The 15350-nt window shown below is 67.7% G+C and carries 12 protein-coding genes and 1 tRNA gene; 7 read left to right on the top strand and 6 right to left on the bottom strand.

Annotated features, from left to right (window positions below):
* Positions 1-15: 15 nt before the first annotated feature.
* The 3 genes from WS92_RS21605 to WS92_RS21595 are packed head-to-tail and all read right to left on the bottom strand — an operon-like array spanning position 16 to position 3451.
* Positions 16-1125, bottom strand: a complete 1110-nt coding sequence (locus WS92_RS21605; protein ID WP_059934614.1) for a class II histone deacetylase — start codon at positions 1123-1125, stop codon at positions 16-18.
* Positions 1126-1172: 47 nt separating this feature from the next.
* A complete protein-coding gene (locus WS92_RS21600) occupies positions 1173-2366 on the bottom strand; it encodes an MFS transporter (protein WP_059934615.1) in 1194 nt (397 codons plus the stop codon).
* Between the two features lie 23 nt (positions 2367-2389).
* Positions 2390-3451, bottom strand: coding sequence for a porin (locus WS92_RS21595; RefSeq protein WP_059934616.1), 1062 nt, complete (start codon positions 3449-3451; stop codon positions 2390-2392).
* 333 nt (positions 3452-3784) lie between these two features.
* Here WS92_RS21595 and WS92_RS21590 point away from each other — a divergent pair, with 333 nt between their 5' ends.
* Together WS92_RS21590 and WS92_RS21585 are read left to right on the top strand one after the other, a co-directional pair.
* Positions 3785-4930, top strand: a complete 1146-nt coding sequence (locus tag WS92_RS21590) for a helix-turn-helix transcriptional regulator (protein WP_059934617.1) — start codon at positions 3785-3787, stop codon at positions 4928-4930.
* A gap of 82 nt (positions 4931-5012) precedes the next feature.
* Complete coding sequence (locus WS92_RS21585) at positions 5013-6002, top strand: 2-dehydropantoate 2-reductase (protein WP_059934618.1); 990 nt, start codon at positions 5013-5015, stop codon at positions 6000-6002.
* 81 nt (positions 6003-6083) lie between these two features.
* Here WS92_RS21585 and WS92_RS21580 read toward each other — a convergent pair whose 3' ends face one another.
* Positions 6084-6533, bottom strand: a complete 450-nt coding sequence (locus WS92_RS21580; protein ID WP_006026146.1) for a MarR family winged helix-turn-helix transcriptional regulator — start codon at positions 6531-6533, stop codon at positions 6084-6086.
* A 90-nt stretch (positions 6534-6623) separates the two neighbouring features.
* Positions 6624-7787 carry a glycerate kinase family protein gene (locus WS92_RS21575; protein ID WP_059934619.1) on the bottom strand — a complete coding sequence of 388 codons (1164 nt, stop codon included), beginning with the start codon at positions 7785-7787 and terminating at the stop codon, positions 6624-6626.
* A gap of 447 nt (positions 7788-8234) precedes the next feature.
* On the opposite strand from WS92_RS21575, the gene tig reads away from it, so the two are divergent.
* From tig to WS92_RS21550, 5 genes are all read left to right on the top strand, one after another.
* On the top strand, positions 8235-9584 hold the full coding sequence (tig, locus tag WS92_RS21570) for a trigger factor (RefSeq protein WP_006026148.1): 1350 nt from the start codon (positions 8235-8237) through the stop codon (positions 9582-9584).
* A 144-nt stretch (positions 9585-9728) separates the two neighbouring features.
* A complete protein-coding gene (clpP, locus tag WS92_RS21565) occupies positions 9729-10382 on the top strand; it encodes an ATP-dependent Clp endopeptidase proteolytic subunit ClpP (RefSeq protein WP_006026149.1) in 654 nt (217 codons plus the stop codon).
* Between the two features lie 159 nt (positions 10383-10541).
* Positions 10542-11813: an ATP-dependent Clp protease ATP-binding subunit ClpX gene (gene clpX / locus WS92_RS21560; protein WP_004521258.1), complete on the top strand. Its 1272-nt coding sequence runs from the start codon at positions 10542-10544 to the stop codon at positions 11811-11813.
* 195 nt (positions 11814-12008) lie between these two features.
* The gene (gene lon, locus WS92_RS21555; protein WP_015600102.1) at positions 12009-14429 is read left to right on the top strand and encodes an endopeptidase La; all 2421 of its coding nucleotides are present in this window, start codon (positions 12009-12011) and stop codon (positions 14427-14429) included.
* A 310-nt stretch (positions 14430-14739) separates the two neighbouring features.
* A tRNA-Val gene (locus WS92_RS21550) sits at positions 14740-14815 on the top strand.
* A 132-nt stretch (positions 14816-14947) separates the two neighbouring features.
* Here WS92_RS21550 and WS92_RS21545 read toward each other — a convergent pair.
* Positions 14948-15283: an HPF/RaiA family ribosome-associated protein gene (locus tag WS92_RS21545; protein ID WP_059934620.1), complete on the bottom strand. Its 336-nt coding sequence runs from the start codon at positions 15281-15283 to the stop codon at positions 14948-14950.
* Positions 15284-15350: the final 67 nt, after the last annotated feature.

The following is a 15350-nucleotide window of genomic DNA, read 5'->3' as shown; positions in this document are numbered from 1 at the left end:
TCCTCGGCCGCTCGATCAATAACCGAAGCGCGCCGCCATCTCGTCGATCAGTTGCCGCTGGAACGCGTTGAAGCGCTCGCCGGGCTGCTGCGCGATCGCAAGTTCGAGCATCGGATCGGCGACGTCGGTGCGCATGCCCGACAGCGCCTCGACGATCGCCTGTCCGCAAAACGGTACATAGGCCTCCGAATAACCGCCTTCGTGCACGACGACGAGCCGCCCCGCGCAATGCCGCTGCGCGGCCTGCTTCAGCGCGTGCGTCATGAACCGGTAGCTGTCGCTGTGCAACTGCATTCGCGCGAGCGGGTCGACCGCGTTCGCGTCGAGCCCGCTCGCGACGACGACGAGGTCGGGCCTGAACGCGTCGAGCGCGGGCAGCACGATCCGCTCGAATGCGTAGCGATACGCATCGTCGCCCGCGCCAGCGAGCAGCGGAACGTTGACGTTCGCGCCCGCACCCGCGCCCGCGCCGCGCTCGTCGGCGCCGCTGTAGCCGGGCGGAAAGCAGCGGTCCTGATGCAGCGAGATCGTCAGCGTGTTGGGATCGTCGTAGTAGATCGCCTGCGTGCCGTTGCCGTGATGCACGTCCCAGTCGATCACCGCGACGCGCTCGACGCGATGCTTCGCGCGCGCGGCCTCGATTGCGATCGGAATGTTCGCGAGCAGGCAGAAACCCATCGGCTTGTCGCGCAGACAGTGATGGCCGGGCGGGCGCGACAGCGAGAACGCGTTCGCCGCGCGCTCGGCGAGCACCGCGTCGACGGCGGCGAGCGCGAGCCCCGCCGACAGCGCCGCGATCTCGTAGCTGCCCCGCCCGAACGGCGCGAGCTCGCCGAGGTCGCCGCCGCCCGCATCGCTCGCGCGCTTGAACGCGTCGAGGTAATGCGCGGGATGAATGCGCAGCAGATCGTCATCGGTTGCGGCGGGCGCGCTCGACATGTCGAGCCTCGCGGCGAGCCCCGACGCGTGCACGAGCGACAGCAGGCGCCGTTTCGAGTCGGGCGATTCCGCATAGCCCGCGCTCGACGGCGGCTGCACCCATCCGCCGACCGGAAAGAACAGCGCATGCGCGCCGCCCGTGTGCCAGAAAGTGCGTTCGTCGGTGAAGAAAGCGGTTTTTGTCATGGCGATGAGCCGAAGCGATGAAGGAGGGGAAGGAACGGCATCAGGCGTCAATGCGCGTCGCGCTCGACGCGCAGCATCGTCGCGAGCGATGCGGCCGAGACCGCGGCCGCGATCGAGAACAGCGCGCGCAGCGTGCCGCCGCCGTCGAGCAGCAGTCCGGCGGCGAGCGGCCCGGCGGCGAGCCCCGAGCCGATCACGAGATTGAGCGTCGCGATCAGGCGCCCGGTCGCATCGACGGCCGCGACGCTCGCGAGGATGAACGGCAGGACGAAGGTCCACGCGAACTTGAAGCCGAAGATCGCGATCGTGTAGCCGGTTGCGTTCGGCGCCGCGGCGAGCGCGACGAGCGATGCGGCGAGGATTCCGTAACCGGCGAGCAGCATCGCGCGCCGCGCGGCGCGGCCGCCCAGATACGACGCGAGCGCCGCGCCCGCGATGCCCATCAGGCTCGCGATCGCGAGCACGTTGCCGCTCGCCTGCGCGTCGAAGCCGACGGCCGCCGCCGCTTTGCTGGCGAAGGTCCATACACCGCCGATCGCGAGGTAGAACGTCAGCACCCCACCGACCGCGAGCGCGGCCGCCGTGCGCGCCGCGGCCGGATGCGCGTGCGACGCGTGCCGCGCCCGCGCGTGCGGCACGGCCGGAAAGCGGCTCGCGAGCGGCGCCGCGCACAGTGCGAGCGTGGCGAGCACGACGTACAGCGCGCGCAATCCGACCGCGCCGAACAGGTGCGGCAGCAGGAACAGGCCGGCCGCGCCCGCGACCAACTGGCCGACGACCCAGAGCCCGTAGACGCGATCGCTGTTGCCGCTCGCCGCGGCGCTCGTCATGCAGAGCACCATCAGCGTGCCGCCGCCGAGCGCCGTCGCCGCGCGCAGCGCGAGAAGCGGCGCGAAGCCCGGCATCCACACGGCGGTCGCGAGATTGCCGGCGCAGAACACGGCGGTCGCGCACCACGCGATGCGCCGCGCGTCGATGCGGCCGAGCCATAGATACGACGGCAGCGTCGCCGCGCTGAACGCGCCCAGCTCGACGAAGAAGTACGTGCCGATCTGCGACGCCGACAACCCGAGCTGCGCGCCGAGCTGGCCGGCCACGGCCGGCGCGACGAGCAGCAGGAGCGGCGTGATCGCCGCGAACGCGACGAGCGCGGCGAGCGTGCCGCTCGTGAAATCGGGCGCGTCGGCGGACGGCGCCGCGCCCGGCAGCGCGGGTTCTTGCAGCAATGTCTTGATGGTCATGGTCGTGATCTCGCGGGCTCGATTCAGAAGACGTGGTACATGCCGAGCATCGCGCCGAACTGCGATGCGCCGGCGAGCGGCGTCGGGTCGTATTCGTAGACGGTCTGCGAGCTGCGGTCGCTGTTTTTCGCGTAGCCGAGGTTCAGGTATGCGACGGTGCGCTTCGACAGCGAACAGGTCGCGCTCGCGATGAAGAGCGTCGGATGGCCGATCCGTGGCGTCGGCGAATCGGTGTGATAGACGCCGCCCGCGAAGCCGAAGCGGCCGCTCGTCTGGTAACGCGCGCCGCCCCAGACGATCGTGCGCGCGGGATCGAGATCGCCCGTCAGGCGCTCGACGCCGGCATGGACGGTGAGCGGCAGCGATGCGAACGCATAGCGCGCGGCGAACGTGCCGATGTCGCGCCGCTGCGCGGAGCGGTCGACGCCGCCGTCGACCGTGCCCTGCGACCGATGCAGCACGGCGCTCGCCGACAGGCCGTTGCTCGTGAACTGGCCGCCCAGCTCGAGCACGCGGCCGGCGCGCGTATTGCCCGCGATGCCCGCCGTCGCGGCGAGCGCCTCGACGTCGAAGCCCGCGAACGTCGCCGACTGGAACTTGATCGAGTGGTCGATGAAGTTCGCGGACAGCGGCACGAGCACGCCCTGGCCGCTGTACGACGCGTACCAGAGCGGGTCGTAGAAGAGCGTCTTGTCGAACAGCGTGCTGAACTGGCGGCCGAGCGTGACGGTGCCGGCGGGGCCGCCGATGCCGACGTACGCGCCGCGAAAGAACGCATGGCCGGGCACGGTCGCCGTGCCGTCGTTCAGGTTGATGCCTTGCTCGAGCTTGAAGAGCGCCCGCCAGCCGCCGCCGAGATCCTCTTCGCCCTTGATGCCGACCTGGGAAGGCAGGATTCCGTAGTTTTGCAACTGCCAGGCGGCATGCCGGCCGTCGGCGTTCGACAGATACTGCACGCCCGCGTCGGCCACGCCGTAGAGCGTGGGCGTCGACTGCGCGTGCGTCGGGCCGGACAGCGCGGCGAGCGTCGCGGTTGCGGCGAGCGCGCGTCGTCGGCGTGTATTCCTGAACCTGAACGTCTTCATCGCTTCGTTTCTCCAAACCGGGTGATCGTTTTTCTTGAGGGGGCGTGCGCAGTGTCGGTAGCGGCAAAGTCGCTGCAAAGCCGTTCAGATGAACGGTGCGGGAAACCCTCCAGGCATCCTGAATGCCGTCATGCCGCGGCGCGCGCGGGCGGCTGCGGCGCGACGGCGTCGATGACGCGGTGCGGCAGCGCGCCGACACCGTTCAAATGGATGGGACATTCGCGCGTTCGCGCACGGGCGGTTTTCAAAAAAGCCGGCGGCTATAATCAAGCGCTCAGCGAAGCGATCGAAGCGCGCAAGGCCGGCTGCGAGCGGGCAAGGGAGCGGTCAGTGGTGGCGAGCAGGGCGGGATTCCGGCAGGACATCGATGCGCTGCGCGACGTGCCGGCGGCGATCGTGCTCGACGAAGCCGCGTGGCCGCCGCTTGCGTTGCGCCGGCGCGATTTCGACGGCGTCACGCAGACGCCCGGCCCGGCGTCGCGCGAGCTGAGCCTGTTCCTGCTCGATCTGTACGCGGTCGCGAGCCGCGCGTCGATCGGCGAGTTCGAGTGCCGCTTCTTTCAGTTGCTGTCGCGCTATCTGCCGTTCGACGCCGGCTGGACAGGCGTCGCGAACCACACGCCGACCGGCCCCGTGATGCACAACAGCTATCTGTACCGGCTTCCGCACGAGTTCTTCCCCGACTGGAAGCGCGTGCGCGACTGCGATCCGCTTGCGCACCGGACCTTGCATGGCGCATACGGCCGGGCGGCGATCCTGTCCGTCGTCGAGCCGGGGCTCGATGGGCGTTTTCGCGACTGGTGCGTCAAATACGGGCTCGCGCAACTGATGTGCGTGTGCACGCTCGACCGGCGTTTCGGACTCACGACGTTTCTGTCGATCTACCGGCAGGCCCTGAATCGTCCGTTCACCGAAGACGACGCGCGCCGCTACGAAGACGTGATTCCGCACCTCACGGCCGCGCTGACGATCAACCGCGCCGCGCAGCTCACACGCCTGCGCAGCGAGGCGGCCGCATCGACGATGCGCGCGATCTGCGACAACTTCGGCGTGCTGCATCACGCGGACGCCGGCTTCGGCGCGGTGCTGCGCACCGAGTGGCCGGACTGGGCCGGCTCGCGGCTGCCGCCCGCGCTCGTCGAGCACCTGCGCCGCCACGCGTCGCAGCCGTATTTGGGCGACGCGCTGCGCATGCGGTGCGTGCCCGTCGCCGGACTGTTCCAGCTCGAGGTGCGGCCGCGCTCGCTGCTCGATCGCCTGAGTCCGCGCGAGCTCGCGGCGATCCGCTATTACGGCGAGGGGCGCTCGCACAAGGAGGTCGCGCAGCAGATGGAGATCGCACCCGCGACCGTGCGCCACTATCTGCGCTGCGCGTATCGCAAACTCGGGATGCACGACAAGAGCCAGATTTCGGGCGTGCTCGGCGAGCTCGATCGCGCCGCGGAGGGAGCCGGCGCGGCGCGCGACATCGACGAGTGACGCGCGGTGCGCGACCAGATGGTTGTGCACGCAACCATTTGGCTCTATGCTCGCCGCTTCATTGAACGAGGAGGGGGTGCATATGGATCGGGCACCGGTGCGCGCGGCGATCGTCGGGATCGGCGCGATCGGCGGGCTGTTCGCGGCGGCGCTTGCGCGCGCGGGCTGGGACCTGAGCGCGTTCGCGCGCGGCGCGACGCTCGATGCGCTGCGCGAACGCGGGCTGCGGATCGTCGGCGAGTCCGGCGACGAAGCGGCGGTCCCGCTGCGCGCGAGCGACGACGCGCGCGTGCTCGGCGAACAGGACTACGTCGTCGTCGCGCTGAAGGCGCAGGCGTTGCCGGCGCTCGCCGCGCGCATCGCGCCGCTCGTCGGGCCGCGCACGACCGTCGTCGCCGCGATGAACGGGCTGCCGTGGTGGTTTTTCGACGGCTTCGGCGGTCCGCTCGACGGCGCCGTGCTCGACGCGGTCGATCCGGGCGGCGTAACGGCCGCGGCGCTGCCGCCCGCGCGCGCGATCGGCTGCGTGGTCCACCTGTCGTCGGCGACGCGCGAGCCGGGCGTCGTCGTGCGCGGCCGCGGCAACCGGCTGATCGTCGGCGCGCCGCGCCCCGAGCTGCTCGATCCGGCCGCACGCGTCGCCGGCGCGCTTGCGGCGGGCGGCTTCGACGTCGAGCGCTCGGCCGACATCCGCACCGACATCTGGGCGAAGCTCTGGGGCAACATGAACATGAATCCGCTGAGCGCGCTGACGGGCTCGGCGGCGGACCGCCTGCTCGACGATCCGCATACGAACGCGCTCGCGCTGCGAATGATGGAGGAGGCCGACGCGATCGGCGCGCGGCTCGGATTGTCGGCGGGGATGAGCGGCGCCGAGCGGATCGCGGTGACGCGCCAGTTGGGCGCGTTCAGGACGTCGATGCTGCAGGACCTGGAGGCGGGGCGGCCGCTCGAAGTCGGGCCGATTCTCGGCGTGTTCCCGGAGCTCGGCCGCAAGCTGGGCGTGCCGACGCCGTATTGCGACGCGGTGCTCGGGCTGTTGCGCCAGCGGGCGTTCAATTCCGGGCTGTGACGCGTCGCGCGGCGGCCGGCCAGTTCGCCGATTGCGCCGGCAGGTCGACCGGCGGCAACGGGCCAGCGGGCGATCGGCCGCTCAATTCTCGCGTTCGCGCGCGCCGGCGATGATCTTGTCGAGCGCACGACTGAACGCCGCCCTTTCGCTTTCGCTCAGGCAGTCGAGCAGCGTGGCGTTCCACTTGCGCGCGATCGGCATGATTTTCCGGTTGAGCGCGGCGCCCGCCGGCGTGAGCGCGATCAGCACGACGCGCCCGTCGTCGTCGCTCGGGCCGCGCTTGACGAGCCCGCGCCGGATCAGCGCCTCGGCCGCGCGGCTCGCCTGGCTTTTGTCGAGGTTCGCGCGCCGCGCGAGCTCCATGATCGAGAACGGCCCGAACGCGCCGACCGACGCGATGATCCGCGCCTCAGGCAGCGATACGCCGAGCCTCGTCTGATACAGCTCGCCGATTCCGCGATCGGACAGCTTGTTCAGCACGTGCATCCGGTAGGTCATGAACTGGTCGAGCCCGACTTTGCTGCCTGCCATGTCGTGTCCTGAATGAGGGGTGCGGCCCGATTGTTGCCGCATCGCGGCGCGCGGTCAACGGTGCGGTTCGCGGCGCGCGCGCCGCGCCCGTCACGCGCGGCCGTAGCGCAGCCGCGTCAGTTGCTCGGCCGCGTTCTCGATGAGGCGCGCGGCGTCGCGCAGCGCGGCGTCGAGCGCGATCGGACCGGGCGCCGGCGAGAAGCAGCCGTCGAAATGTTCGGACAATTGCGGCAGCGCTGCCGTGTCGATGGCGCCCGACAGCAGTGTCGCCGGCACGCCCGCCGCGCGCGCATGCCGGCACGCGACGAACGGCGCCTTGCCGTGCAGCGTCTGCGCATCCGAGCGGCCTTCGCCCGTGATCATCCAGTTCGCGCCCGCGAGCGCCGCATCGAGCCCGATCTGCCGAGCGACGACTTCGGCGCCCGGCTCGAAGCGCGCGCCGAGCACGTGCAGCGCGAAGCCGAGCCCGCCCGCCGCGCCGGCGCCGGGCAAGTCGCGGGCGCGACGGGCGGAAGCCCCGGTGGAGCGGCCCTCGAGCGCGGCTTCGACGAGCGTCGCGAAATGGCCGAGCGCGGCGTCGAGCGGCGCGACCTGCGCGGGCGTCACGCCCTTTTGCGGGCCGAACACGGCGGTCGCGCCGTGCTCGCCGGTGAGCGGGTTGTCGACGTCGGACATCGCGACGAACGACGCGTCGGCCACGCGCGCGTCGAGCCCGGCGACGTCGACGCTCGCGACGTGCGCGAGCCGCTCGGGCGTCGGCTCGATCTCGCGGCCGTGCGCATCGAATGCGCGCAGGCCGAGGCCGGCCAGGAGGCCCGCGCCGGCGTCGTTCGTGCTGCTGCCGCCGAGCGCGACGTAGAACGTGCGCACGCCGTCGTCGAGAAGCGCGCGGATCGCGTCGCCGAGCCCGCGCGTGCTGCGCGCGGCAACGGGTAGGCGCATGCCGGCCGGATCGGTGATGCCGACGATCTCCGCCGTCTCGACAATCGCCGTGCGCGCGTCGATGAGGCCGACGGCGGCGTCGCGCGGCGCGAGCGACGCGCCCGGCACGCGCAGCGTTCGACGCGTGCCGCCGTGCGCGAGCAGCGCATCGAGCGTGCCTTCGCCGCCGTCCGCCATCGGCCGGCGCCGGACGACGGCGTCGGGGCGCGCCCGCGCGACGCCGGCCGCGATCGCGTCCGCGGCCTGCTCGGCGGACAGCGAGCCCTTGAACGAATCGGGCGCAATGACGACGACGGGCGAGGGCGGCGGCATGGTGTCTCCGGATGCGGTTCGTGATGGCGGGCGGTTCGCGCGGGGCGGCGGGCACGGCGCATGCATGCGCACGCGTGCGGCGCGAGGGCGGGCGACGACCGTGAAGGGAGCTTACCGGATGGCTGGCGCGTGCGGGATATGGCGGCGCGCATGTCCGGGATCGCGCGGCGGCATGCGGCTGGCGGCGACGCGCGACGATGCTGCGGCGCGCCACTGCCCGAACTCGCGGTGAGGGGAAAATAGTTTGCTAGAATAGCCGATTCTTCCGGCCAAAGCCGTGCTTCAAGCCGCCGACGGCTCGCATGCGGCGCACGCGCAGTCGGGCGCGGACCGCGCCCGACTGCGCCCGCATGAGCGAGACGGCGGTGCGCGACGGCGCGTCCGCCGCAAGGCTGGCACGGCAAGGAAAAACCGATTCGCTCGAATAATTTTAGGACGATTGAAGCCATGGCTAACGTTGTTGAAAACCTCGGCAAGCTCGAACGCCGCGTGACGATCTCCCTGCCGAAGGATGTCGTGCAGAAGGAGATCGACGCCCGTATCCAGAAACTCGCGAAGAACGTGCGCATGCCGGGCTTCCGCCCGGGCAAGGTGCCGCTCAAGATGGTCACGCAGCAGTATGCGGGCCAGGTCGAGGCAGAGGTGCTGAGCGACAAGATCGGTCAGGAATTCTTCACGATCAGCCGTGCGGAAAACCTGCGCGTCGCGGGTCAGCCGAGCTTTGCGCCGAAGCAGGATGCGGCGGAAGAGGGCGCGTACGCGTTCGACGCGACGTTCGAGGTGTATCCGGAAGTGAAGATCGGCGATCTGGCGGCGGCTGAAGTCGAGCGCTCGACGACGACGATCGGCGACGCCGAGATCGACCGCACGCTCGACATTCTGCGCAAGCAGCGCGTGCACTTCCACGCGCGCGGCGAAGGCGGCGAGCACGGCGACGGCGGCGCGGACACGGCCGCGCAGAACGGCGACCGCGTGACGGTCGACTTCGTCGGCAAGATCGACGGCGTCGCGTTCCAGGGCGGCACGGCCGAAGACTTCGTGTTCGTGCTCGGCGAAGGGCGGATGCTGCCCGAATTCGAGACGGCGGCGCTCGGCCTGAAGGCGGGCGAGCCGCGCGAATTCGACCTGAAGTTCCCGGACGACTATCACGGCAAGGACGTGGCGGGCAAGACCGCGCAGTTCACGGTCACGATGAAGAAGGTCGAGTGGCCGCACCTGCCCGCGATCGACGCCGATTTCTCGAAGTCGCTCGGCATCGAGGACGGCGATCTGACGAAGATGCGCGGCGAGATCAAGGAAAACCTCGAGCGCGAGGCGAAGCGCCGCACGCAGTCGATCGTGAAGAACCAGGTGATGGACGCGCTCCTGAAGATCTCCGAGCTTGACGTGCCGAAGGCGCTCATCGAGCAGGACCAGCAGCGCCTTGTCGAGATGGCCCGCCAGGACCTCGCGCAGCGCGGCGTGCCGAACGCGAAGGACGCGCCGATTCCGGTCGAGATGTTCGCCGAGCAGGCCGAGCGCCGCGTGAAGCTCGGCCTCGTGCTCGCCGAGTTGGTGAAGGCGAACGGCCTCGAGGCGAAGCCCGAGCAGATCCGCGCGGAAGTCGACGAATTCGCGAAGAGCTACGAGGACCCGAAGGAAGTGGTCCGCTGGTATTATTCGAATCAGCAGCGCCTCGCCGAAATGGAAGCGTTCGTTGTTGAGAGCAACGTCGTCGATTTCGTGCTGGGCAAGGCGAAGGTGACGGACAAGGAAGTAAGCTTCGAAGCACTGGCGAGCGCAACGGCGCAAGCGTAAGTTTCGCTCTAGCGGCGTGCCGGCTGTCGGAGCGACGACGGCCCGCACGCCGTTTTTTCATCGGCGCGGCGCCGCGCCGCGTGTGCGACGCTCCCCGGCTCGTTTCCTGCCGTTCAATACTCATTCTCGGACAAGGCTCATTGAATGATTAATCGCGCTCAATTGCTGGACACGTTGGCTTCGCAAGCCCCGCGGGATTTCGAGGCGCAAGCGCTCGGGCTCGTGCCGATCGTCGTCGAGACGAGCGGCCGCGGCGAGCGTTCGTACGACATCTACTCGCGGCTCCTGAAAGAGCGCATCGTGTTCATGGTCGGCGAGGTCAACGACCAGACGGCGAATCTCGTCGTCGCGCAGCTCCTGTTCCTCGAAAGCGAGAATCCCGACAAGGACATCAGCCTGTACATCAACAGCCCGGGCGGCTCGGTGTCGGCGGGGATGGCGATCTACGACACGATGCAGTTCGTGAAGCCGGACGTGTCGACGCTCTGCATGGGCCTCGCGGCCAGCATGGGGGCGTTCCTGCTCGCGTCGGGCGCGAAGGGCAAGCGCTACGCGCTGCCGAACGCGCGCGTGATGATCCACCAGCCGCTCGGCGGCGCGCGCGGCCAGGCGTCGGACATCGAGATCCAGGCGCGCGAGATCCTCTACCTGAAGGACCGCCTGAACCACCTGCTCGCCCACCATACCGGTCAGGACGTCGAGCGCATCGCGCGCGACACCGACCGTGATAATTTCATGTCCAGCGAAGATGCGAAGGCGTATGGGCTGATCGACCACGTGTCGACGAAGCGTCCGTAAGCTTTAGTGGGGTGCCGCCCCAATAGGAGCGGCGCCCGCCACGCGCCCCGAGCATCTGCGGCAAAAGAACATGCCGGCGTTTCCCGAGTATTTACCAGGTCATGGTGCCGGGGACAAACGGCGTATCATGTAACTCACGTGTCCGGAGGCTCTACATTCATGGCGGACAAGAAAGGTTCGAACAGCGAGAAGCTGTTGTATTGCTCGTTTTGCGGCAAAAGCCAGCATGAGGTGAAGAAACTCATCGCGGGGCCGTCGGTGTTCATCTGCGATGAATGCATCGATTTGTGCAACGAGATCATCCGGGACGAAGCGGCCGCGGCGGGTGTCGAAGCCAGCCTGTCCAAATCCGACCTGCCGAGCCCGCAGGAGATTCGCGACATCCTCGATCAGTACGTGATCGGCCAGGAGCGCGCGAAGAAGATCCTCGCCGTCGCCGTGTACAACCACTACAAGCGCCTGAAGCATCTCGACAAGAAGGACGACGTCGAGCTGTCGAAGAGCAACATCCTGCTGATCGGCCCGACGGGTTCTGGCAAGACGCTTCTCGCGCAGACCCTCGCGCGCCTGCTGAACGTGCCGTTCGTGATCGCCGATGCGACCACGCTGACGGAAGCCGGCTATGTCGGCGAGGACGTCGAGAACATCATCCAGAAGCTGCTGCAGAACTGCAACTACGAGGTCGAGAAGGCGCAGCGCGGGATCGTCTACATCGACGAGATCGACAAGATCAGCCGCAAGTCGGACAACCCGTCGATCACCCGCGACGTGTCGGGCGAGGGCGTCCAGCAGGCGCTGCTGAAGCTCGTCGAGGGCACGATGGCGTCGGTGCCGCCGCAGGGCGGCCGCAAGCATCCGAACCAGGATTTCATCCAGGTCGACACGACCAACATCCTGTTCATCTGCGGCGGCGCGTTCGACGGCCTGGAGAAGGTGATCACCGATCGCACCGAGAAGACGGGCATCGGTTTCGGCGCGACCGTGAAGAGCAAGCAGGAGCGGGACGCGGGCGAGGTGCTGCGCGAGGTCGAGCCGGAAGACCTGATCAAATTCGGGTTGATCCCCGAGCTGATCGGCCGGCTGCCCGTCGTCGCGACGCTCGGCAAGCTCGACGAAGCCGCGCTGATGAAGATTCTCGTCGAGCCGAAGAACGCGCTCGTCAAGCAATACCAGAAGCTGTTCGCGATGGAGCGGGTCGAACTCGAAATTCGTCCGGACGCGCTGCAGGCGGTCGCCCGCAAGGCGATTCGCCGCAAGACGGGCGCGCGCGGGCTGCGCTCGATCATCGAGCAGGCGCTCCTCGACGTGATGTACGAACTGCCGACCCTCAAGGGGGTCAGCAAGGTGATCATCGACGACAATGTCATCGAAGGAGACGGTAAGCCGTTACTCATCTATGAGGACACGCCGAAAGTGGCGGGTTCGAATTGACCGGCTTTGACGTTTCGTGTGCAAAAAAGCCGTTCATGGAATCGTGAACGGCTTTTTTTCGTTTATCTTGTGGGTAACTCTGACTCGTACCGTACGGTAACTTTTTTACTGAATATTTCCCACGCGCTGAAGGCTTGCAATCCGCTATGCCGGCCTTACTTACCGAACAATTGATTCCACTCATGGGGAAATGAAATGTCAGGCACCCAACTTCTCCCGCCGGAACGCACTACGCTCCCACTGCTGCCGCTGCGGGATGTCGTCGTTTTCCCGCACATGGTGATTCCGCTCTTCGTGGGCCGGCCGAAGTCGATCAAGGCCCTCGAAGTGGCGATGGAGGGCGGCAAGCACATCATGCTCGTCGCGCAGAAGACTGCCGCGAAGGATGAGCCGACCGAAAAGGACATGTACGACGTCGGCTGCATCGCGAACATCCTGCAGATGCTGAAGCTGCCCGACGGCACCGTGAAGGTGCTCGTCGAGGGCTTGCAGCGCGCGCAGGCGCTGTCGATCGAAGAGCAGGAGACGCAGTTCTCGTGCGAGGTGATGCCGCTCGAGCCGGATCACGCCGACAGCGCCGAGACGGAAGCGCTGCGCCGCGCGATCGTCTCGCAGTTCGACCAGTACGTGAAGCTGAACAAGAAGATTCCGCCCGAGATCCTGACATCGCTGTCGGGCATCGACGAGGCGGGCCGTCTTGCGGACACGATCGCCGCGCACCTGCCGCTCAAGCTCGACCAGAAGCAGCACATCCTCGAGATGTTCCCGGTCATCGAGCGTCTTGAGCACCTGCTTGCGCAGCTCGAGGCCGAGATCGACATCCTGCAGGTCGAGAAGCGCATCCGCGGGCGCGTGAAGCGCCAGATGGAGAAGAGCCAGCGCGAGTACTACCTGAACGAGCAGGTCAAGGCGATCCAGAAGGAACTGGGCGAAGGCGAGGAGGGCGCGGATCTCGAGGAACTCGAGAAGCGCATCAACGCCGCGCGCATGCCGAAGGAAGCGAAGAAGAAGGCCGATGCCGAGCTCAAGAAGCTGAAGCTGATGTCGCCGATGTCGGCGGAAGCCACCGTCGTGCGCAACTACATCGACACGCTGATCGCGCTGCCGTGGCGCAAGAAGAGCAAGGTCAACAACGATCTCGCGAACGCCGAGAAGGTCCTCGACGAGGATCACTTCGGCCTCGAGAAGGTCAAGGAACGGATCCTCGAGTATCTTGCGGTGCAGCAACGCGTCGACAAGGTGAAGGCGCCGATCCTCTGCCTCGTCGGGCCTCCGGGCGTCGGCAAGACCTCGCTCGGCCAGTCGATCGCGCGCGCGACGAACCGCAAGTTCGTCCGGATGGCGCTGGGCGGCGTGCGCGACGAGGCCGAGATTCGCGGTCACCGCCGGACCTACATCGGCTCGATGCCGGGCAAGATCCTGCAGAGCCTGTCGAAGGTCGGCGTGCGCAATCCGCTCTTTCTGCTCGACGAAGTCGACAAGATGGGGATGGATTTCCGCGGCGATCCGTCGTCGGCGCTGCTCGAAGTGCTCGATCCGGAACAGAACCACACGTTCGCCGATCACTACGTCGAGGTCGATTTCGACCTGTCGGACGTGATGTTCGTCGCGACGTCGAACTCGCTGAACATTCCGCCGCCGCTCCTCGACCGGATGGAAGTGATCCGCCTGTCGGGCTATACCGAGGACGAGAAGGTCAGCATCGCGCAGCGCTACCTGTTGCCGAAGCAGAAGAAGAACAACGGCCTGAAGGAAGGCGAGATCGAGGTCGCCGAGCAGGCGATCCGCGACATTATCCGCTACTACACGCGCGAAGCCGGTGTGCGTTCGCTCGAGCGCGAGGTGTCGAAGATCTGCCGCAAGGTCGTGAAGATGCTGCTGCTGAAGAAGGCATCGGGTGCGGTCAAGGTCGACGGCGAGAACCTCGATACGTTCCTCGGCGTGCGCAAGTACGATTTCGGTCTTGCCGCGAAGGAGAACCAGGTCGGCCAGGTCACGGGTCTCGCATGGACCGAGGTGGGCGGCGATCTGCTGACGATCGAGGCGGCCGTGATGCCCGGCAAGGGCAACGTGATCCGCACGGGCTCGCTCGGCGACGTGATGAAGGAATCGGTCGAGGCCGCGCGCTCGGTCGTGCGCTCGCGCTCGCGCCGGCTCGGCATCAAGGATGAGGCGTTCGACAAGCAGGACATCCACATCCACGTGCCGGAAGGCGCGACGCCGAAGGACGGTCCGTCCGCCGGCATCGCGATGACGACGGCGCTCGTGTCGGTGCTGACGGGCATTCCGGTGCGCGCCGACGTCGCGATGACGGGCGAGATCACGCTGCGCGGCGAAGTGCTGCCGATCGGCGGGCTGAAGGAGAAGCTGCTCGCCGCGCACCGTGGCGGCATCAAGCTCGTGCTGATTCCGGAAGAGAACGTGAAGGATCTCGCCGACATTCCGGACAACGTGAAGAACGCGATCGAGATCGTGCCGGTTCGCTGGATCGACAAGGTGCTCGAGCTCGCGCTCGAACGTCTGCCGAACGCGCTGCCCGAGGAAGAGGCGAAGGCGGCGGCGCCTGTCGCGGAATCCGCGAAGGAAGCCGGCTCGACCGAAGTCGTCAAGCACTGAGCGCCCGCGCGAGCGGTTGCGTTTCACCGAACAAGCTCACGGCCGCAAGGCCGTGGGCTTTGTTTTTGCGCGGCGGGTGGGCGTTGGTATCGGAGGGTTGGCTGCCGGCGGCGAGTGCGACTTCCTGCTTCGGGTCGAGTTTTTCTCGCGCGATGTGCCGCCGGCGTGTTTCTTCCGCACAAGTAGCGGCGGACGGGCCGGGTGCGGATCAGAATTTGGTGCTGGTAAAGAGGGGAAGGTTGCGCTAAACTAGCAGGCTCGCTGCGTGAGGGGTGCGATGCTCCGATCGAGAACGGCGTGAATCCGGAGCGGGTGCTTAGCTCAGTTGGTAGAGCGGCGCCCTTACAAGGCGTAGGTCGGGAGTTCGAGCCTCTCAGCACCCACCATTTCCGTTTCGCGACACGCGTTCGACGCAGCTCGAAGAAGATTGCAGCAGTAATCGAAACCCGCATGGCGATTGGCTTTGCGGGTTTTTGCTTTTTTGGGACGTCGCCGGCGGTGTTCTTGGTCGCGCGCCGCTACGCGGACTGTCTCGCCCGGTCGCGGCGCTTGCTCACCGCATCGTCGAGCATTCGCTCGGCATTGCCGAACGCATCGCGCAGCGCGACGTACACGTCCTCGTCGGACTCGCGATTGGACACGATCTCGATCCCCGGAATCGTCACGTCGACGTGCACGTCGAAGGGCTTGCGCTGGTGCTTGTGCTTGTCGTCGAGGATCACGCTGACCTGGCGGGCGGCGACGCCTTCATTGTTCGTCGCGGCGCGAATGGCGGTTTGACGCCGATCAACGTCGATCGGTTGCGCGGGCATGCGCATCGCGGCGCGCATTGCGCCTGCCCGGGCGCCCGGCATGGCTTCGTTGACTCAGGTCAACGTGGGCGCGAGCGGCCGCCATAGGCTGGAGCTGTCGTTGCACTCG

It is taken from the genome of Burkholderia sp. MSMB1588 (genome assembly GCF_001546925.1).
In the GTDB taxonomy this organism is placed as follows: Bacteria; Pseudomonadota; Gammaproteobacteria; order Burkholderiales; family Burkholderiaceae; genus Burkholderia; species Burkholderia humptydooensis.
The sequence above is the reverse complement of the archived record's forward strand: the minus strand, read 5'-3'. Positions and strand labels throughout refer to the sequence as shown.

Coding starts and splice junctions, on each gene's coding strand:
- WS92_RS21605 (WP_059934614.1), bottom strand. CDS start 1,125: ATGACAAAAACCGCTTTCTTCACCGACGAACGCACTTTCTGGCACACG.
- WS92_RS21600 (WP_059934615.1), bottom strand. CDS start 2,366: ATGACCATCAAGACATTGCTGCAAGAACCCGCGCTGCCGGGCGCGGCG.
- WS92_RS21595 (WP_059934616.1), bottom strand. CDS start 3,451: ATGAAGACGTTCAGGTTCAGGAATACACGCCGACGACGCGCGCTCGCC.
- WS92_RS21585 (WP_059934618.1), top strand. CDS start 5,013: ATGGATCGGGCACCGGTGCGCGCGGCGATCGTCGGGATCGGCGCGATC.
- WS92_RS21580 (WP_006026146.1), bottom strand. CDS start 6,533: ATGGCAGGCAGCAAAGTCGGGCTCGACCAGTTCATGACCTACCGGATG.
- WS92_RS21575 (WP_059934619.1), bottom strand. CDS start 7,787: ATGCCGCCGCCCTCGCCCGTCGTCGTCATTGCGCCCGATTCGTTCAAG.
- tig (WP_006026148.1), top strand. CDS start 8,235: ATGGCTAACGTTGTTGAAAACCTCGGCAAGCTCGAACGCCGCGTGACG.
- clpP (WP_006026149.1), top strand. CDS start 9,729: ATGATTAATCGCGCTCAATTGCTGGACACGTTGGCTTCGCAAGCCCCG.
- clpX (WP_004521258.1), top strand. CDS start 10,542: ATGGCGGACAAGAAAGGTTCGAACAGCGAGAAGCTGTTGTATTGCTCG.
- lon (WP_015600102.1), top strand. CDS start 12,009: ATGTCAGGCACCCAACTTCTCCCGCCGGAACGCACTACGCTCCCACTG.
- WS92_RS21545 (WP_059934620.1), bottom strand. CDS start 15,283: ATGCCGGGCGCCCGGGCAGGCGCAATGCGCGCCGCGATGCGCATGCCC.